Raw genomic sequence first — 18633 nt, 5'->3', positions numbered from 1 at the left:
CTTTCTCTTCAAAGTTTCAACTTCTCGAAAAAGTAGATTGACATCTGACTTTGTTTCTTGTGCTTGAACCCGCATTTCTTGCCGATGGTAAGTTTTCTGTTAACAAAGTAGTATGGTGGCGTAACATATCTTTTAGTTCCTCTTGTCCATCTTCAAGTTTTGTTAAATGCCAATCTATACCATCGAATCTCTCGTTCACTTTAATAAATTGATGATCTACAGATTCAAAACGGTGATCTACCTTCTCAAATTGTTCATCCACTTTTTCAAAACGAGCTTTGACTTTCTCAAATTGCTCGTCCATTGACTCAAAACGGTGATCTACCTTTGGTCAACCGACTCAAATCGGTCATTCATGTTCTTCCTGAGAGCTTGAATTTCAGACAGCATCTGCTTTATCAATTCTTCCATATGAATACACCTCTATTAAAAATATTTTACCACAGCCCACCTCATTAAAATGATTTTGTTTAGATGGTATATTCTGTAAGTTGTCCATATTGAAATAAGACAGGAATTTAAGCAAACATTGCGAACTAATGTTCGATTTATATAAAATAATATATTTTCATTCAATTGTCAATAATCTTTTTACTTTTCGCAATAAATAAAATACCTCCATTTATCCTTGCCATTATTCTCCCCATCTTTTCGGGCTCCATATCGTTCCTTCTAATTCTCCTTCCATTTGCTCAATTCGCTTTACTTGTTCGTTAATGATATCTTTTGTTGCTTTTACTAAAGTTATTTGATTATAATCCGTGCTTTTTTGTTGTATTTTATCTAATTGTTCGAGAAGCCATTGCTGCTTTTCCATTAACTTCACCTTCCTATATTATTCATACATATCCTCAAAGACGATTTGCAGCCCATTGATTGTCATTCGATTTTCTTGAATATGCTCAATTGCATATGTAACGACATCTGAATCCTGTGAATCCACTTGTTCTATCGACTTTTCCAGTTGAGAGATGAGCCACTGTTCTCTTGTTGCAAGACTTAAATTGTTTTCCATCGTTAACATTTGCCAATATTTTATTAACATATCCATTTTTTCATCCTCTTCCATATATCCGAATTGGAAGATAGGGAGTGCCTTCAAATATATCATTCCTACTTTATTCGCCATTGCTTGGAATGGTTTTGTTAACTCATTGATACTAAATGTTTCTGTTCCGCCTGCTTGATATTCTCGTTCATGTACACCAATCATTAACACGAGCCCGAATTCCTTTCCATGAAGTGCAGTACCACTTTTTCCATAGGCGAAACCAGGCTCTAACACAACATCTTGCCAATGTTTCAATATAGCTGGGGAGCTGTACCAGTAAAATGGAAATTGGAAAATAATTCGATCATGGAGTCTTAATAATTGCTGTTCTGCTTTAACATCAATGTTCCCGTCTGGATATTCCGCTTCCAAATGATGGATGGTCACGTCATTAAAGCCTTTTAAAGATCTAAGAAAATACTGTTGACTTGCTGAATTTATAAGATCAGGGTGAGATATAATTACTAATGTCTTCATATAGATCCTTCCCTTACATTTAGGATTTTGTTAATCATTGTACCATAGTCCTCTTCGTAAATACGAAATGAATGGTATATAATGATATATTAAATATATTCATATACTAATCATAAATACAAATGATATAGAAAGACTCGTTCTTTTTATACTTAAGGAGTTGTTTTCATGAGGAAAAAAATAGCAATTATTTTATGTGCAATCTATGTTGTATTCATGGCGATTACCGCGGTACTATTATTTTCGAAGGGAAATCAATCAGATGCACTTATTGCATTGGCCGGGGTAGTATGTGGCCTAGTTCCAATCGCGATTATTTTATTTACAAAGTTTGAACTTAGCTTACCAATCATTATTTTCTATCTTATCTTTCTGTTTGGTTCGCAATATTTAGGCTCTCTGCAAGGCTTCTATCGCAATGGTTGGTGGGATAGCTTCATGCATTTTATTAGCGGCATGCTAATCGCCTATTTTGGTTATGATTTATATAAACGCCTCCTTAGAAAAGATAGCATCACAAAGTTATCTCCTTGGTTTGTATTTCTATTCGTACTTTCCTTTTCTGTTTTTGGCGGTGTTTTGTGGGAAGTTTACGAGTTTTCAATGGATCAACTTTTTGACATGGGACTCCAAGGTGGTGGGAATACCGATACGATGACCGATTTAATTGCCGATACGATTGGTGGATTTGTCATTTCAATTTGGACGTATGTTAAAGTTAAGACATCATAAACTTCATCTTACGAAAAGGACCTTTGCTTCATTGAAGGTCCTTATTCATGGTATCAATTATTAAGGTTTTTATCTGCTTATTAAAGACGACTCCTGATAAACTCCTTACTTATCCTACATTTTACCTAGCTAACTTAGGATTAAATATGATCATATACCTATTTTTCCTACAAAATACTACAATTCATAAAAAATATCCACAAAAAAAGAGGAAATTCGACCTATTTATCGAATTACATTATTTGACTGAATTTTTTTAATATTATATTCACTTTTTGGATGAATTGATATTAAAATTTCAGTTTATGCATATGGACGGTAACTCATTGTACCATAATCCTATTCCTTACTTGAGAAGGAGGAAAAATAATCGTTCTTTTAAACTTTCTTCAGGCTACAATTACGAAAAGGAGGAATAAAAGAAATGTTTAAAGAGGATTATTTTATTAATGGGGATACATGTGCTATCGTATCAGACTTTGATCATTACGGAAAAGAGTATTCAATTGTTTTTGAAAGAGGAAGGAGAATCATTGTTTTAAAGCCTCCAAATAAAATCGTTAAAGACTCATACATATTTAGAGGTTTTCCAATGGAAGGAGCACAAATCGGCGCACGTTTTCTATTAAAAAGAAGGAAAGATGTCCCAATTGTTTATTCAATCAATCCGGGTATTATTCTTATCCGTTGTATGACTGCAGATAGACGTGGAACTGTCTGGTTAGTAAATTCACAAATTCTTGATTTCGAACCATATCATAAAGCTAGAACAACAAAAATACAATTTCATGGTGGGCATAATCTCATCGTTGGGATAACGAGTGGAAGGCTGCAAAAAAGAAGACAAGAAGGTTCATTTTTACAACTGTTAGTAAGTGATCGGTTAGATATAAAGAAAACACAAAAAATATTTTACGAGGAATCAAATAATTCAAGCTTAGTTAGTGAAAAGAGAACCGAATATTTCATTAAGGAGGAGATTTTGAATGAAAAACAGCTAGATTATGAAGTTACTTAAAATGGAAAAAAACGGCAATAAAATGAACACTCGAAATAGACATGTAGTCTCGATAGTGATTCATGGTCCATAGTGTATCCGGCCAAATAAAGATAGGGTTGGCTGAAAAGTATACTTTTCTCTAAAAAACATAAGAATTTCATCCGATGTTATCTACTACTATGTTATTCCTACATTTTAGAAATATGTCGAGAACCCTCGTGACTCCTAGTCATGAGTTGTTGACATTAATAAAAATGTAACTTTTTAGCACCCTATCAATTAAATCATTTACTTTTTAGCTAGACGATAGAACGTCGCTGATGTTTTGCAAAGTAATTCCCCTACTTCATTTTTCACTTCACATTCCATATAACAGACTTTGTACCCTTCTTTTATATAACGGGCAGTCGCAACAATTGATCCTGTAGAAGTTGCCTTGAAAAAGGATGTTTTAAATTCAAGGGTAACGTATGTTGCATCCTGAAAATGAAAATTTAAATGCCCCATTGCCGTATCGGCTATAAACGTATAAACCCCTCCGTGAACAATTCCACCTGGATTTAACATTAAATCAGTAATCGGACAAGTAATTGTACATGTCCTTTCCACGTCATCATAGTCAAATTGAAATTGAAACAGTTTAAAAAGAAAAATACTTTCTTGATTAATTTCATACGTATCGTAAGCCTTTTCAACTAACTCCATAAACTGTTTTTTCTCCGGTTTTCCCATGACCATCCCCTCCAAAAATAAAATATATATAATCGTATCATAATCGTAGGTATCTTTTGCAATTTATAGTTCCTAAACTTTGCGATTTTAAAAATTGCCTGACTTGATTTAATGGCAAAATTCGAATATCCATTCGTACTTATTGACAATTTTTTCATGTGATATATGAAAAAGCTAGGGAAACTTCTGAATGAGTCCCTAGCTTTTTTCTTTTTTTTTATTGTGCTTTTTTATATTGAAGTTCCTTTGGTTGTGCTTGAAACTTTGGATAACGAATCAAAATAGCAACAATTCCACAAACTCCAAGCAGCACTGGATAAAAAGAGTATGGCATTAAACTTACTGGCGATATACCTGCAATTCCTGCAGCTGCGAGCATTTGCCCACCATATGGAAGAAAACCTTGCCACGCACTTGAAAAAATATCTAAAATACTTGCCGATTTTCTCGGATCTATTTCGTATTCATCAGCGATATTTTTCGCAAGTGGACCAGTCATAATAATCGATATTGTATTGTTAACCGTTGCTATATCAACCGCACTCACTAAAGCAGCAATGCCGAATTCCGCTCCACGTTTTGTTTTAATTTTACTCATAACTGAATGTAAAATGTAGTCAATCCCACCATAATGTTGAATTAAGCCAATTAACCCTCCGATTAATATAGCAATCATTGCGATATCTTCCATTCTAATAATACCTTTTGCAGCTGTTTGAATAAAACTTGTAAATGTATAAGATCCATTAATGAGGCCAATTACTCCAGCGAAGACAGTTCCACCAAGGAGAACGATTAATACGTCAACCCCTACTAAAGCTGCAATTAACACAACCAAATACGGTAATACTTTAACAACGTCGTACGGATGGTCACCAGTTAAGGATAGCTCGTAACCAGATGTAATCACTCCAAGAATAATGGCTGTTAAGATGGCTCCTGGTAAGACGATAAAAAAGTTTACTTTGAATTTATCTTTCATTTTTGTATTTTGTGTCCGAACTGCAGCAATCGTTGTATCTGAAATCATTGATAAGTTATCACCGAACATCGCACCACCAACAACAGTTGCAAGTGCAAGTGCAACCGGAATTCCTGTTTCATCTGCAATACCTAGTCCAATTGGTGCAAGTGCTACGACCGTTCCCATGGAAGTCCCCATCGCAACAGAGATAAAGCAACCGACAAGAAACAGGCCGACCATTAACAAATTCCCAGGAACAAGTGATAAGCCAAGATTAACCGTTGATTCTACCGCACCCATTCCTTTTGCTACCCCTGCAAATGCACCGGCAAGAACAAAGATAACAACCATAAGTATAATATTTGAATGTCCTGCACTTTTCGTAAATACTTCTACCTTCTTTGCGAGTGATTCTTTTCTATTTAAAAACATTGCATACGTGGCAGAAATAATGACCGCAACCGTTAAAGGCATATTTGAAAAATCCCCAGTAAAGATGCCTGTTCCGATAAAAAGGAAAATAAAGACGAATAACGGTGACAATGCAACGATGCTTCCTTGTTTTTCACTTTTACTCATGTCAAACCCCTCCATACTTTTCTGACAAAGCTGATAAAACTACTTGGTTTAATCTGTTCGTTTTTTAACCCTATGCATCTCTTGAAAAAGAAAAAAATCCCAAATCATAAGAAGAGGGATGTTTGACACGACACGACTCTTCTTATCTTCAAGCAAATGCTACTGGAATTGGCACAATGCTATAAAGCTGTTGCCGAGGCTTCAAAGGGCCAGTCCCTCCACCTCTCTGGATAAGAAAAACTATTAAATTGATGTTACTTACCTTACTACAAAATTATGAAATTGTCAATATGTTCATGAGTTCTTTACTAAAAATCGTCCCCTCTCTTCGCTCACAAAACGTTTGTATAATTAGGAAACAATTTCCTTCATATCGGTTAAAATAAGAGTATACATAAAACAAACAAGAATTGAGGAATCCCGATGAAAATTGAAGTAATTACGACAAGCGTAACTGATACGATACAGGCGGAAAAGCTTGGAATCGACCGAGTTGAGTTAGTTAGTGCAATGAAGGAAGGAGGTCTAACGCCTAGTTACGGAACGATAAAAACTATCCTTGAGTGTGTAACAATTCCTGTTCAGATTATGGTACGACCACATAGTTTCAGTTTTGTCTATAATGAAACCGATTGGCAGACAATAAAAGAAGATATTTCCATAATTAAACAATTAGGCGGAAATCGGATTGTTTTTGGCTGCATTACTAAAGATGGAGAAATAGATGAAGAACTATTAACGAAAGTGATTAATCATGTACCCGGTTTGGATATTACATTCCACCGTGCGTTTGATTCCGCCCACTCGCAAATCGATGCATATAAAACACTCGTCAAATATAAAAAGAATGTTAAACGGATTTTAACTTCTGGTGGAAAGCCAACAGCGAGCGAAGGAGCTACTACTCTGAAAGAACTTGTCGCTCTATCTAAGGAAATAGATGGCCCATCAATATTAGTCGGTTCAGGGGTGACACCTGATAATATCGGTGAATTAGTCAATCAGATTCAAGCCAATGAATACCATATTGGTTCAGGGGCTAGAATTAATGGTGATTTCAGCCAACCGCTCGATCAGCATAAAGTGGCTATTTTAAGGAATATCGCTTCAAAGTAGTTTTGATACTTGATACAGAAAATAACCTCTTAAGATAATCTTAAGAGGTTGCTTCTACTGTTTTCGCTTTTTTACGCAACATATGAAGAAATTGAATAAATCCGACTGTCAATAATATATGTCCAATTCCAGAAATGCCAGCAAGCATATTATCCAAACCTTTAGACATTGTAAAATCAATAACTTGTAGCGTACCTCTTGTAATCATCATACTTGTTGAGACAATGACCCCCGCATTATATGTTAATAGAAAGCTATTAAATAGACTATCTTTATGCAATTGTAAATGATAAGCAAATAAATAGACAAAGAGCATCATAAACATGCCGAGAACAAATAAATGTGTGTGTGCGACTCCTAACTGTGTCTTCCCAACAAACTCATAAGACCTCGTCAATTCACGGTAAAATAGCCCACTAATTAAAGCCATGATTGCGTAAAAGTATGCTAGATTAATAATTTTTTTCACTTTAAATCATCTCCTCTTTTAAAATGAGCCGACCATTGTCCATCATGTAAATTCTATCACAAAATGGTAAAACAGCCTCATCGTGCGTGACAATAATAGCCGCTTTATTTTTATCTTTCGCTTCGTTTGCTAGTAGTTCGACAATTTCTTTGCTACGTTTTCCATCAAGACTTGCGGTAGGTTCATCTGCTAATATGATATCTGGGTCATTCATAAACGCTCGGGCGATGGCTACTCTTTGTCTTTCTCCTCCTGAAAGTTGATGAGGATAGTGGTTCATCCGATGTTCTAACCCAACGGATTGTAGAAGTTGCTGAGCCTCCTCTTTCGCTTCTCTTCCCCATTTAGTCGCTAATTCTTTCGCCATTTTTAGTTGATCTTTTACTTTTAAAAAAGGAACTAAATTTGCTGATTGGAAGATAAACCCGATGTCTCGCAAACGCACATCCGCTCGTTCCTTTTCACTAAACTGAGCAATATCCGCTCCATTGACAATGACGCGTCCCCCATCTGGGCTAAGCAATGCCCCAGCAATGGATAAAAATGTACTTTTCCCTGAACCAGAAGGACCGACAACAGCAACAAGTTCACCCTTTTTCGCTTCGAAAGATAACGACTTTATAATATCTACTTCTTTATCTCCATCTTGGAATGTTTTACGAATATTTTCTAACTGTAAAGGAATTTGACTCATCTATTCCACCCTCCCAATCGCTTGTAACGGATCAACTTTTACAATATTAACTGTAGATAGTAACGCACCTAGCATCGATACACCCATTAAAATCCCTGCATACGTGAGTATTAATACTCCGTTAAAAATAAACGGCATACTGCTTGGTAGTAACATCTGCATTAATTTCGTAAAACCGACAGCTACACTAATACTGACAACGGATATGAAAAATACTTGCAACATCGTCGTTCCGATTAAATAACCATTTTTAGCCCCAATCGCCTTTAATACACCAAACTGATTCATTTTTTGAATGGTCATAATGTAGAAAAATGCCCCTAGGACAAAAACTGCAATAATAATTAAAAAGATTAGCATCATATTTAGTGAAGTTTGTTCAGCTTGATGACTCGGCATACCTTTAATGACATCGTCTGTCGATACCCAAACACCACTTCCTAATGAACCTTTAACATCTGATTTCACTACTTGATTATCATTTTTTAATACAAGTGCATTGTAATACGGTTTAACCTGACTACCTAGCATATCCTCCCAGCTCTTTAAACTAATAAAAGCGACAGGAGTATGGCTATATGTCTCTTTTTCAGTGAATCCAACAACTGTAAAGGTAGTCTCAGAGTTTTCTTCATATAATTCGTCACCTATTTTAACACCATCATCTTTTATTGAGTTATTGACAACGAGTTGGGGCTCTTTTGACGTTGCAATTGATTTTCCTTCAGTGACTTCTGGCATGAGAAAACCTTTTGGATGAACAGCCATTATTGTGACATCAACTTTTTGATTACTTCCTGACTTTTTAAGTGAAAGCATTTGTAAACCGAGTGGTTCAACACGGTCATCCTTTGAAATTTTCTCGACATCTGAAATGGAGAAACGAGACTGTTCTATGCGGTTATTTGCATCTTTGGCTATATAGAAAGCTTCGGCATTCATATTTTTTAATGAAGAAATATTTTCTGCGGCGAGCCCATTTGCAAGTCCATTAATGATGAATACAAGTGCCGCAACAAAAAATAAGATAAACCCGATTAAAATGTATCTAAGTTTAAAAAAACATATTTCTTTTATTGAGTGTGTAAGCATTGTTCTACCTCCTCTTTCGTTCTACATTTACTATACGGAGGCAATATGAACGGAATATGAACAACTGTTTACAAAACAAACTTTGGTGCCGGACTTATAATAGATACATGCGTGATTTACAGAAATTGACTCCTGTTTCGACAGTGACTTACTGAAAAAGATACCAAATCGTACCGGTATCTCACTTGTAAATATTTATTAACTTATTGGGAGGTCGATAGTAAATGTTGTCCCTTCTCCTTCCTCACTTTCAACTTTTATGTCACCACCATGCATTGTCACAATTGAAAAAACGATAGAAAGCCCGAGACCTGTTCCTTCCACCGCTCGTGTCCTTGATGTATCGGCCCGGTAAAAACGATCAAAAATATGTTCCTTTTCCTGCTCTGTTAAGCCAATCCCAGAATCTTGAAAAACAACCTGTATATTCGACTCAACCCTTTCCAGCTTGATGTCAATCGTTCCAGCGGTTTTATTGTATTTAATCGCATTCGAAAGTAAATTGTCCCAAACGGTTACTAAAAGAACCGGGTCACCGAATAGATCTGTCTTTGGCAGTGAATAGCTGAGCATAATATCTTTTTCACCTAATTGCCATTGATATTGTCTTATTAATTCCTTGATTTGTTCGGAAACATCGAACCATTTTTTATTCATCATATCGTCACGCTGATCTAATGAAGCAAGAAGGAGCAATTGTTTCGTTAAGTTTGATAATCTTTTTGTCTCCCCTTTAATTATTTGTATGCATTCATCCTTTTGCGCAGTGGTAAGCGTTTCTTTCTCTAAAAGACTCGTATATCCTTCAATATTCGATAACGGTGACTGAATATCATGGGAAATATTCGAGATAAATTCCTTCCGCATCTGATCTAATTGCCCAAGTTTATGTGCCATTTGTGTAAAGTTTCGCGATAAGTTCCCTAGTTCATCGTTTCGAGAGAGGCCAATCTGAACATCATAATTCCCTTTTGAAAGTAATTTCGTTGCACCAGTTAGTTTTGTAATTGGTGTGACTAAAAATTTTGTACTAATAATAACCATAACAACACTTAATATAATCATTAAGAGAAGGAGCCAACTTAAGAAAATCCGAAATTCATTAAATAAAAATTTAATATTTGGTCGTAAAAATAACGCATAGCGCTCCCCATTCATTTCGATTGGAACTCCAATTGAGTTTTTTAATTCATTTGCGAAAAAACCAACGATAAATACACTATGAGGAAATTGCTCAATTCCGTGATAAATGTCGCCTGCTAATACTTGTTTTTTTGTAGCGGACGGGAGATCTTGATTACGGAACGGTGGGCCAAATGTCTGCACTCGGTTTTTCTCGTCGATTATATATAGTTGATAGCCTATATCTGCAATATTTTTGAAGTATGCAGAAAAATCAGTCTCAGGATGCTTTTTGACAAAAGTCGCTATATCGAGTGCAACTTCGGTATTTTTTTCATCATTATATGGTTTCAAGATGGCTTGGTAATGGATATTTGCAATAATAAAAGCTAACAGACTGCTGAGAAACATCGTGCCAAGCGTAATCACAACAAATTTCGAATAGAGTGATTTCATCCCTTTTTGACCTCCAGTGAATAACCGATTCCTCGAACTGTCCGTATTTGAAAGTCATCCGTTAGTTTTGAAAATCGTTCCCGTAACCGTTTCACATGGACATCTACTGTACGTTCGTCACCATCATAATCAATACCCCACACCGCTTCAATTAATTGCTCGCGGGATAATACTTGACGGGGGTGAGACATTAAATAATGAAGGAGCTCAAATTCTTTTAATGGAAGTAGGAATGTTCGGTCTCCTACTTGAACCTCATAGCTCCGTTTATCAATTTTCGTTCGACCAATTCCGATGATAGTGTCATCATCGAACTTGTCGTAACGCCTAAGTAATGCGTTAATTCGAAAAATCAATTCCTTTGGTTCAAACGGTTTCACTAAATAATCATCGGTCCCTGAAGCAAAACCTTCTTCTTTATCTTCTATTTGATCTTTTGCCGTTAGTAAAATCACCGGAATGTCGTACATTTTCCTAATTTCTTTTGTCAGCTCAAATCCGTCCATAAACGGCATCATCACATCAACGACCGCCAAATCAAAGGAATGATCTTTCATTAGATTGAGCGCCTGCATCCCATCTGTAGCTTTATACACTCGGTATCCTTCTTCAACTAAATGAACTTCCACTAAATTTAAAATATATTTGTCATCGTCAACTAGTAAAATTGTTACCATCCGCCTCACTCCTTTCCAAAATGCAACAAAGTTCGTCCTCAACCGGTTAATAGGCTTAAACAACGGTATTTATTCTATCCTAGTCAAACGTGATTTGCGATAGATAATCCTTTATTATTATAACTGATATAGGAAAGGGTTGCAGGAAGTAGGAAGAAGAAAGTGATTTAGTTAGAAATTATTAAGCATACATGTTGTAAAATTAAATCGCGGAATTTGATTGAATATTTTCAGGTTAGGGGGTCGACAGTATCACGGAGGAGTTGGGTTTTTAGATACAAACTTTGAACAATCATTTGACACCTTACATGTGCTAATGTCTCATGTTGTTTTTTAAACTTGGACATTTTGAAAGAAATAACCCCATCAGATGACTATAAGGTATCAAAATCAACAGGCTCTATTCAAAGGAGACGATTAAAATGATAGATGAATTCTATTTAAGGTTTAGAGAATTTTTTATTAAGCTTACTTTGTAATTACCACACTATTTTTATATTTACTAAAAATGTCCACTAGCCGATATCATACTCCTTCACCTTCGAAACAAATAGCACATATTCCGAACCTTGTACATATACTGTAATAAGCCATTTGAGGGGAGGAAATAAATTGGATCGACACGTTCTTTTGTTTCTAGCTGCTGTGCTTTCTGGTTTTGCCTTAGTTAAAGTCCCTTTATCAGGAACAGTATTCGCAGCATTTACCCCATTCACATCTTTAATTGGTGTTTTAGCAATCATTGTCTTCTCACTCGTACTCATTATCAAAGGCATTTTAGCCTTGATAAGGAAATGAGATAATTAAATAAAAAACTTATCTGTTAGGAAAGCATGATTTTCTACATTACACCGAAAACTTTAGATAGCATTTTCCTGACAGCTATTCAACACCCCCCTTTTCGTTCCAATGGGGGGGTTTATGTTAGCATCCTTCCTTGATACCATGATTCATTTTTATCTTTGAAATATACCTACATACTAATCAACCCACTCTGTCCTTAACAATGAAAAAACAAATGCGTCATGGGATTGACGATTTTGGTAAAGATACCCTCTTAAAACACCTTCCCGTTGAAATCCTATTCGTTTAAGAAGTTTGATGGATGTTTCATTTTGTGGATAGGTTATTGCACCGATGCGGTCTAGTTTCAATTCATTGAACGCATAGCGTAACACTTCTTTTACCGCTTCCGTTGTCATTCCTTTATTCCAATAGTGTGGATGTAAATCACAACCAATTTCCGCTCGCTTATTCCATACACTTAAACTATTTAATCCTAATGTTCCAACTAGTTCACCTGTCTCTTTTAACACGATGCCCCATCGAATGGCCCGATTGTTTTTGTACCCTTGCAAAAAAGATTCAATTAATTCTTTACCCTCCTCTATCCCTTCCATCCGGTCCATTCCATAGTATTGAATGACCCCCTCCTTTGAAAAAGACTTCATATATATTTTTTGCGTGAACTTCTGTGATTTCGATTAACTGTAGTCTTTCTGTCTCTAATGTTGGAAATATCATGATTGTAATCCCCTTCTTATTTTCCAAAGATTATAAAATTTAAATACCAAGTAGTCAATAACTTGTTGTATTGTGGTTTTACACATAACTAATCCAGTTGACGTATAGTATTATTGTAAACGGTTACAAAATAAAGGGGTTGACGTTATGACAAATGAAAATCGAATAGAGACAACGTTAATTCACGAGGGTTACTCTTCTAAAGAGTTCTCCGACAGCTTGTCCCCTCCTATTTTTCAAAGCTCGACATACGTGTTCGATACAGCTGAACAAGGTGAAATGCGATTTCGCGGTGAGGAAAAGGGTTTTATTTATTCTCGACTAGGAAACCCAACCGTACGTATACTTGAGGAACGTATGGCTGTTTTAGAAAAGGGGGAAGCTGCTCTTGCATTCGGCTCGGGAATGGCTGCAGTTTCGGCGGTCTTATTTCATTTGATAAAATCTGAAAGCCATATCCTTTGTTCACGCGGTGTATATGGTTGCACATTCGGACTTCTTGAAATGCTGGAGGACAAATTTAGTGTGACACACACATTTAGTTCGATGCAAACAGCTGATGACATCGAAGCAGCAATTACAGATATGACTACTTGCATTTATATTGAAACCCCCATTAACCCGACGATGGAGTTAATTGATATTGAACTTGTCTCTCGTGTAGCAAAGAAAGTTGGAATTCCTGTTGTTGTGGATAATACATTTTGTTCCCCATTTTTACAAAATCCACTTGATCTTGGTGCCGACTACGTAATCCATAGTGCTACAAAATATATAAGTGGTCATGGGGATGTGATTGCAGGAATTGTTGTAGGGAAAAATAAGGAAGAAATACAAAAAATGCGAATGACTGTACAAAAAGACATTGGTGGCATCATCTCACCTTTTGATGCATGGCTCCTGTTACGTGGTTTAAAGACTTTACACGTTCGCATGGATCGTCATGTAGAAAATACGAGAAAACTAGCAAACTATTTAAAAGGGCACCCGCTTATCGAGGATGTTATTTATCCAGGAGACCCTGATTCACCCCATTATTCCATTATGAAAAAACAAATGAGAACAGCTGGTGGAATGATTTCCTTCCTAGTTAAAGGTGGAAAAAAAGAAGCACAGGCCTTTATGAATCGATTAAAGCTAATAAAAATTGCAGTTAGTCTTGGTGATGCGGAAACGTTGATACAGCATCCAGCGACGATGACTCATGCGGTCGTTCCCCCAAAGACAAGAGATGCGATGGGGATTACAGAAAATATGCTCCGTTTATCTGTTGGGCTTGAGTCAGTAGATGATTTAATAGACGATATTGACCAAGCATTATTAGATTAGTAAAATTACCGTTGCAGTTCGTTTCTGAAATCAGCGTCAGGCATGTGGCATGTGGGTTAACAAAGACTATTTGCTTACTATATAGAGAGTATAACGCATAAAAAACTAATTGATGAATTAGATAAGGTGTTGGAGGTGTCCAGAAAGTCGTATTTTTGATTTCCGGATGCCCATTTTCATGTTTCAAAACCTTGGTATATCGATATTCTTGATTATCACATTTTTTAGGATATCCACTTTTAGGGAAACCTCTTCTTTATTGAACTGTTTATTTACAATCCTTTACTCGTTCTGTACGCTCGGTCTTGCTGAATTTCTAACATTTTGGTTCTTAGATTCCCTCTATAAACTGATTTTCGCGAAACCCTCAGCATTTTGGGCTCATTGAACTCTTCTATGAACCTATTTTTGCGGAAACCCAATCATTTTCGGCTCATAGAACTCCTCTATGAACCACTTTTCGTGAAATCCACAGCATTTTAGGCTCATAGCACTCTTCTATGAACCCATTTTCGCGGAAACCCAATCATTTTCGGCTCATAGAACCCTTCTATGAACCACTTTTCACGGAATCCACATTATTTTCGGCTCATAGCACTCTTCTATGAACCCATTTTCGCGGAAACCCAATCATTTTCGGCTCGTAGAACTCCCCTATGAACCATTTTTCTGTGAATCTACCATATTTCATGCTCATATCGTCCTACTATAAGCCAGTTTTCAATAAGCTCCAATCATTCTCGACCCTTGGCTCATTGCTCCCTTCTAAAATCCATTACATTTCGTCTAGTCACGACTCCTTTTAAGCCCTTGCTAACATTCGTTCGAGTGCAAGATGTGCTTCACTCGCAATATTCGCCTCAACGATAATTTGATTCATGACTTCTCCTCGCTCCACATTCTCCAATGCCCATAATAAGTGTGGTAAATCAATTCGGTTCATCGTGAGACAAGCACACATATATGGATTCAAAGAAAAAACTTCTTTATCCGCAAACTGTTTCGTTAAGCGATTAACAAGATTCATTTCTGTTCCTACTGCCCATTTTGTTCCTGGAGCAGATGCTTTTATCGTTTCAATAATATACTTTGTTGAACCCGCATCATCAGCAAGTGCTACCACTTCACGACTACATTCAGGATGAACGATAATTTTTGCGTCTGGATGATTTTTACGTACTTGCTTCACATTTTCAACAGTAAACATTGCATGTACCGAGCAATGCCCTTTCCATAAGATAATTTTCACTTCATCCAAATCCCCATTATATTCAAACTTCTCCAATACTGGGTCCCAAACAGCCATTTTATCTAATGGGATGCCCATATCAAAAGCAGTATTTCTTCCTAAATGTTGATCTGGTAAAAATAATACCCGCTCTTTTTGTGTAAATGCCCATTCCAACATCGGACGGGCGTTGGACGAAGTTACGGTTGCCCCACCATGACGACCGACAAATGCTTTGATTGCTGCAGTTGAATTGACATAGGTTAACGGAATAATCGTGTCTCTAAACGTTTCCTGCAACTCTTGCCAACCACGTTCCGTTTGTTCAATATTCGCCATATCTGCCAACGAACAGCCTGCTCGCATATCTGGTAAAATCACCTTTTGTTTATCACTCGTTAAAATATCAGCTGTCTCTGCCATAAAATGCACACCACAAAACACGATATATTCCGCTGCTGTATTTTTAGCAGAAACTTGGGCTAGTTGCAATGAATCACCAACTGCATCTGCAAATTGAATAACTTCATCCTTTTGATAATGATGCCCTGGGATAAATAACTTATCTCCCAACTTATTCTTTACCTCCCAAACGCGGCTTTCCATCTCATCCACAGTCATCGTTTTATAACGTTCAGGTAACATATTCATATTTTTTTGCTGCACCATCTCTAGTAAACTCACTTTTTCTCCCCCTCGTTCACTTGTAAGCTAATATCTAGTGCTTTCACCGAATGTGTTAAAAAACCTAATGATATGTACTGGACTCCGGTACCACGATAAGAAGCTATGTTTTCTAAATTGATACTTCCAGACGCTTCTGTCGTAATATGGTCTGGAACAAGTGTGACAAACTGTTTCACTTCTTCTGGGCTTCGGTTATCAAACATAATAATATCAGCACCTACCTCAACGGCTTCTAACACTTCTTCCTGCGTTTCTGTTTCGACTTCAATTTTCACCATATGTCCTACTTTTTCTCGAACCGCCTGTACTGCCTTTGTTATCGAACCACAGTAAGCGATATGGTTATCTTTAATCATTACTCCATCAAAAAGCCCAATTCGATGGTTTTTTCCACCACCTGTGATAACTGCGTATTTATCAAGCATACGTAAGCCAGGGACGGTTTTTCTTGTATCGCAAATATGAATCGACGGATCATTTAACGTCTTGACACATGTTCTTGTCACCGTTGCAATTCCACTCATCCGTTGCAATATATTTAATATTAGTCTCTCACCAGATAAAATGTAGCGAACTGGACCGTACACTTCCGCAATTATATCTCCAGACTGGACCGTATCCCCATCGTTTACATGACAAATAACCTCCATCGCGTCATCCAAGAGCTGATAGGTCATTTGAATGACATCCAATCCAGAAATAACACCTGCTTCTTTTGCTAAAAAGATCCCCCGACTGCACATATCTATTGGAAAAATTGCCTCACTCGTTACATCCCCATTTCCTACATCCTCGAATAAAAAGGTTTCTAACATCCTTTGCAACTTCACTTTATTCATACGGTTCCCCTCACCAAAACGTTTTGATCTTGATAAATTTGACGAACGACTTCTTCCCGTTTCTTAGCCATAACTGAAACTGGAAAATCAGACCGATAATGGCTACCCATACTCTCTTTCCGTTCAAGAGAAGACTTTGCAATTAACCAAGATACTGTCAACATATTCGTAATTTCAATTTCCTTGAAAGTTAAATTTCTCCAATCAGTATGCAAAAAGTCAAATTGCTGGATCCAAGTTAAAAGAGCATGTAATCCATCACCATTTCGTACAATTCCAGCAAATGTAGTCATCTGCCTTTTTATTTCTTCCTTTGTTGGTAGATTAGGTGGTGTCCGTTTACCCACAGGCAACTTAGGTTCAAAACACGTTGATGGGATGCTTAAATTTTCATTAAGCAATCCTTCAGCCGTTTGATTACCAAAAACAATACCTTCTAATAACGAATTACTAGCAATGCGATTGGCTCCATGAACCCCTGTACAAGCGACCTCCCCAACAGCATACAATCCACTCACTGAAGTACGTCCGTAAGCATCTGCGCGAATCCCTCCCATCATAAAGTGTGCGCCGGGAACAACCGGTAGCAAATTTTTTGCGAGGTCAATTCCATTCTCCACACACATTTGATAAATGGTAGGGAAACGTGAAGGAAAGTCTCTTACATGCGCAATATTTAAAAAGACGGTTTCACCCTTTTCAAGTTCTGTAAAAATCGTACGAGCAACAATATCTCGGGGAGCTAGGTCTTGAAGATGATGAACACCTTCCATTATCCGTTCTCCTTTTGAATTTTGTAAAAATGCACCTTCCCCACGTACCGCTTCCGAAACAAGTCCGATTACACTCTGATCCTTGTATAAGAGTGTCGGATGGAATTGGATAAATTCCATATCTGTTAAAATGGCACCAGCCCGATAGGCCATTGCCATCCCGTCTCCCGTTACTGTCCGTGCATTAGACGTATATGTATATAGTTCTCCACAACCACCTGTTGCGATGATAGTAGCAGCTGAGTAATGATAGGTGACTTCACCATTTTTCCGTTTCGTTATCACACCAACACATTGATGACCGTGCATCAAAAGATCAATCACCATTTCATGTTCGACAATGTTTACTTTATCTTTCAACTGATGATAAAGAAAGGTTGTTAAAGCTTTTCCTGTTTTGTCACCACCTGCATGAAGAATTCTGCGCCTCAAATGTCCACCTTCTCGACCTAAGTCAAATTGTCCAGTTGCATTCCGGTCAAAGTTCATTCCATTTTCGATTAACATAGTTATATATCGCTTGCCTTCACTTGTTAATTTATTCACATTATCAATATGATTATAAAAAGATCCAGCAACCAACGTATCGTCAGCATGTGCTACCCAATCGTCCCCTTCATTAATCGCAACAGCTATTCCCCCCTGCGCCAAATAGGAATTACTCTCCATCACTCTTGATTTTGTAAAAATCAACACCTTTTTTTCAGAACATAATCGGTATGCTGCTGTTAACGCCGCAACTCCACTTCCAATTATAATGACATCAAATGGCTCCATCACTATTCTCTCCTTGCTGTAAAACATGTTAATTGGCATTAGCAAAATTCAATTGTTATAAAACATGGAACGTTGATTTCTTGTAAAAAACTCATTTGCAACACATTTATATGGTTGTAAAAATCATAAATAAATTGTTTTTTCCCCGTTCTAATACGATTCAGCATTCGCACATTGTCAAAAAACGTGTTTCTTCATTCTAACTATGATCATCATTGAACGTGTAGAAAGTATTACACCTGTCTTGACACCTATCATGACATAGAATTAAGATGTTATCAAGCTATTTTTTCAAAAGAAAATGAAGAATCGGAT

At 36.8% G+C, this 18633-nt stretch carries 18 protein-coding genes, 1 pseudogene and 1 riboswitch; of the genes and pseudogenes, 5 read left to right on the top strand and 14 right to left on the bottom strand.

Features of this window, described 5'->3' with window-relative positions:
- Nucleotides 1-16: 16 nt before the first annotated feature.
- From BN2144_RS07640 to BN2144_RS07630, 3 genes are all read right to left on the bottom strand, one after another.
- Complete coding sequence (locus tag BN2144_RS07640) at nt 17-304, bottom strand: hypothetical protein (RefSeq protein WP_033827651.1); 288 nt, start codon at nt 302-304, stop codon at nt 17-19.
- Nucleotides 305-634: 330 nt separating this feature from the next.
- The gene (locus BN2144_RS07635; protein ID WP_033827650.1) at nt 635-817 is read right to left on the bottom strand and encodes a hypothetical protein; all 183 of its coding nucleotides are present in this window, start codon (nt 815-817) and stop codon (nt 635-637) included.
- An 18-nt stretch (nt 818-835) separates the two neighbouring features.
- A complete protein-coding gene (locus BN2144_RS07630; protein WP_033827649.1) occupies nt 836-1528 on the bottom strand; it encodes an NAD(P)H-dependent oxidoreductase in 693 nt (230 codons plus the stop codon).
- Nucleotides 1529-1696: 168 nt separating this feature from the next.
- On the opposite strand from BN2144_RS07630, the gene BN2144_RS07625 reads away from it, so the two are divergent.
- Both BN2144_RS07625 and BN2144_RS07620 read left to right on the top strand, forming a co-directional pair.
- Nucleotides 1697-2260, top strand: coding sequence for a DUF2238 domain-containing protein (locus BN2144_RS07625; RefSeq protein ID WP_033827648.1), 564 nt, complete (start codon nt 1697-1699; stop codon nt 2258-2260).
- Between the two features lie 424 nt (nt 2261-2684).
- On the top strand, nt 2685-3278 hold the full coding sequence (locus BN2144_RS07620) for a competence protein ComK (protein ID WP_033827647.1): 594 nt from the start codon (nt 2685-2687) through the stop codon (nt 3276-3278).
- 270 nt (nt 3279-3548) lie between these two features.
- Here the strand turns inward: BN2144_RS07620 and BN2144_RS07615 are convergent, their stop codons facing one another.
- Together BN2144_RS07615 and BN2144_RS07610 are read right to left on the bottom strand one after the other, a co-directional pair.
- On the bottom strand, nt 3549-3992 hold the full coding sequence (locus tag BN2144_RS07615; protein WP_033827646.1) for a PaaI family thioesterase: 444 nt from the start codon (nt 3990-3992) through the stop codon (nt 3549-3551).
- Between the two features lie 217 nt (nt 3993-4209).
- On the bottom strand, nt 4210-5535 hold the full coding sequence (locus BN2144_RS07610; RefSeq protein WP_033827645.1) for a Na+/H+ antiporter NhaC family protein: 1326 nt from the start codon (nt 5533-5535) through the stop codon (nt 4210-4212).
- 139 nt (nt 5536-5674) lie between these two features.
- Nucleotides 5675-5772: riboswitch (SAM riboswitch) on the bottom strand.
- Between the two features lie 186 nt (nt 5773-5958).
- Between BN2144_RS07610 and BN2144_RS07605 the strand changes: the two genes are divergently transcribed.
- Nucleotides 5959-6651: a copper homeostasis protein CutC gene (locus BN2144_RS07605; RefSeq protein WP_033827644.1), complete on the top strand. Its 693-nt coding sequence runs from the start codon at nt 5959-5961 to the stop codon at nt 6649-6651.
- A 40-nt stretch (nt 6652-6691) separates the two neighbouring features.
- Here the strand turns inward: BN2144_RS07605 and BN2144_RS07600 are convergent, their stop codons facing one another.
- The 5 genes from BN2144_RS07600 to BN2144_RS07580 form a co-directional block, all read right to left on the bottom strand.
- Nucleotides 6692-7120 (bottom strand): DUF2871 domain-containing protein, encoded by a 429-nt coding sequence (locus tag BN2144_RS07600; RefSeq protein ID WP_033827643.1) that lies wholly within the window; start codon nt 7118-7120, stop codon nt 6692-6694.
- A gap of 1 nt (nt 7121) precedes the next feature.
- Entirely contained in the window at nt 7122-7814 is a 693-nt protein-coding gene (locus BN2144_RS07595; protein ID WP_033827642.1) for an ABC transporter ATP-binding protein, read from the bottom strand.
- On the bottom strand, nt 7815-8906 hold the full coding sequence (locus BN2144_RS07590; RefSeq protein ID WP_033827641.1) for an ABC transporter permease: 1092 nt from the start codon (nt 8904-8906) through the stop codon (nt 7815-7817).
- Nucleotides 8907-9104: 198 nt separating this feature from the next.
- Nucleotides 9105-10484, bottom strand: a complete 1380-nt coding sequence (locus BN2144_RS07585; RefSeq protein ID WP_033827640.1) for a sensor histidine kinase — start codon at nt 10482-10484, stop codon at nt 9105-9107.
- Nucleotides 10481-11161, bottom strand: coding sequence for a response regulator transcription factor (locus tag BN2144_RS07580; protein WP_033827639.1), 681 nt, complete (start codon nt 11159-11161; stop codon nt 10481-10483). The genes BN2144_RS07585 and BN2144_RS07580 overlap by 4 nt, the downstream gene beginning before the upstream one ends.
- Nucleotides 11162-11773: 612 nt before the next feature.
- Between BN2144_RS07580 and BN2144_RS19115 the strand changes: the two genes are divergently transcribed.
- On the top strand, nt 11774-11959 hold the full coding sequence (locus BN2144_RS19115; protein ID WP_075047809.1) for a hypothetical protein: 186 nt from the start codon (nt 11774-11776) through the stop codon (nt 11957-11959).
- A 182-nt stretch (nt 11960-12141) separates the two neighbouring features.
- On the opposite strand, the pseudogene BN2144_RS07570 reads toward BN2144_RS19115, so the two are convergent.
- Nucleotides 12142-12685, bottom strand: a pseudogene (locus BN2144_RS07570) (GNAT family N-acetyltransferase).
- Nucleotides 12686-12832: 147 nt separating this feature from the next.
- Between BN2144_RS07570 and megL the strand changes: the two are divergent.
- Nucleotides 12833-14014, top strand: coding sequence for a methionine gamma-lyase (megL, locus tag BN2144_RS07565; protein ID WP_033827637.1), 1182 nt, complete (start codon nt 12833-12835; stop codon nt 14012-14014).
- Nucleotides 14015-14816: 802 nt separating this feature from the next.
- Here megL and nadA read toward each other — a convergent pair.
- Genes nadA through nadB form a run of 3 tightly spaced genes read right to left on the bottom strand, consistent with a single transcriptional unit; the run spans nt 14817 to nt 18318 of the window.
- The gene (nadA, locus tag BN2144_RS07560; protein ID WP_033827636.1) at nt 14817-15926 is read right to left on the bottom strand and encodes a quinolinate synthase NadA; all 1110 of its coding nucleotides are present in this window, start codon (nt 15924-15926) and stop codon (nt 14817-14819) included.
- Nucleotides 15923-16768: a carboxylating nicotinate-nucleotide diphosphorylase gene (nadC, locus tag BN2144_RS07555; protein WP_033827635.1), complete on the bottom strand. Its 846-nt coding sequence runs from the start codon at nt 16766-16768 to the stop codon at nt 15923-15925. Before nadC ends, nadA begins: the two co-directional genes overlap by 4 nt.
- On the bottom strand, nt 16765-18318 hold the full coding sequence (nadB, locus tag BN2144_RS07550) for an L-aspartate oxidase (RefSeq protein WP_033827634.1): 1554 nt from the start codon (nt 18316-18318) through the stop codon (nt 16765-16767). The genes nadC and nadB overlap by 4 nt, the downstream gene beginning before the upstream one ends.
- Nucleotides 18319-18633: the final 315 nt, after the last annotated feature.

The sequence above is a fragment of the Bacillus andreraoultii genome, from assembly GCF_001244735.1.
Taxonomy (GTDB): Bacteria; Bacillota; Bacilli; order Bacillales; family Caldibacillaceae; genus Caldifermentibacillus; species Caldifermentibacillus andreraoultii.
Note: the sequence above shows the minus strand (reverse complement) of the source record. Positions and strands in the feature narration are given on the sequence as shown.

Excerpts from the sequence above, each read along its gene's own strand:
- BN2144_RS07595 (WP_033827642.1), bottom strand. The coding sequence starts at position 7,814 with ATGAGTCAAATTCCTTTACAGTTAGAAAATATTCGTAAAACATTCCAA.
- megL (WP_033827637.1), top strand. The coding sequence starts at position 12,833 with ATGACAAATGAAAATCGAATAGAGACAACGTTAATTCACGAGGGTTAC.
- nadB (WP_033827634.1), bottom strand. The coding sequence starts at position 18,318 with ATGGAGCCATTTGATGTCATTATAATTGGAAGTGGAGTTGCGGCGTTA.
- nadC (WP_033827635.1), bottom strand. The coding sequence starts at position 16,768 with ATGAATAAAGTGAAGTTGCAAAGGATGTTAGAAACCTTTTTATTCGAG.
- BN2144_RS07620 (WP_033827647.1), top strand. The coding sequence starts at position 2,685 with ATGTTTAAAGAGGATTATTTTATTAATGGGGATACATGTGCTATCGTA.
- BN2144_RS07615 (WP_033827646.1), bottom strand. The coding sequence starts at position 3,992 with ATGGGAAAACCGGAGAAAAAACAGTTTATGGAGTTAGTTGAAAAGGCT.
- BN2144_RS07640 (WP_033827651.1), bottom strand. The coding sequence starts at position 304 with ATGGACGAGCAATTTGAGAAAGTCAAAGCTCGTTTTGAAAAAGTGGAT.
- BN2144_RS07630 (WP_033827649.1), bottom strand. The coding sequence starts at position 1,528 with ATGAAGACATTAGTAATTATATCTCACCCTGATCTTATAAATTCAGCA.
- BN2144_RS07580 (WP_033827639.1), bottom strand. The coding sequence starts at position 11,161 with ATGGTAACAATTTTACTAGTTGACGATGACAAATATATTTTAAATTTA.
- BN2144_RS07605 (WP_033827644.1), top strand. The coding sequence starts at position 5,959 with ATGAAAATTGAAGTAATTACGACAAGCGTAACTGATACGATACAGGCG.
- BN2144_RS07610 (WP_033827645.1), bottom strand. The coding sequence starts at position 5,535 with ATGAGTAAAAGTGAAAAACAAGGAAGCATCGTTGCATTGTCACCGTTA.
- BN2144_RS07625 (WP_033827648.1), top strand. The coding sequence starts at position 1,697 with ATGAGGAAAAAAATAGCAATTATTTTATGTGCAATCTATGTTGTATTC.
- BN2144_RS07585 (WP_033827640.1), bottom strand. The coding sequence starts at position 10,484 with ATGAAATCACTCTATTCGAAATTTGTTGTGATTACGCTTGGCACGATG.
- BN2144_RS07590 (WP_033827641.1), bottom strand. The coding sequence starts at position 8,906 with ATGCTTACACACTCAATAAAAGAAATATGTTTTTTTAAACTTAGATAC.
- BN2144_RS07635 (WP_033827650.1), bottom strand. The coding sequence starts at position 817 with ATGGAAAAGCAGCAATGGCTTCTCGAACAATTAGATAAAATACAACAA.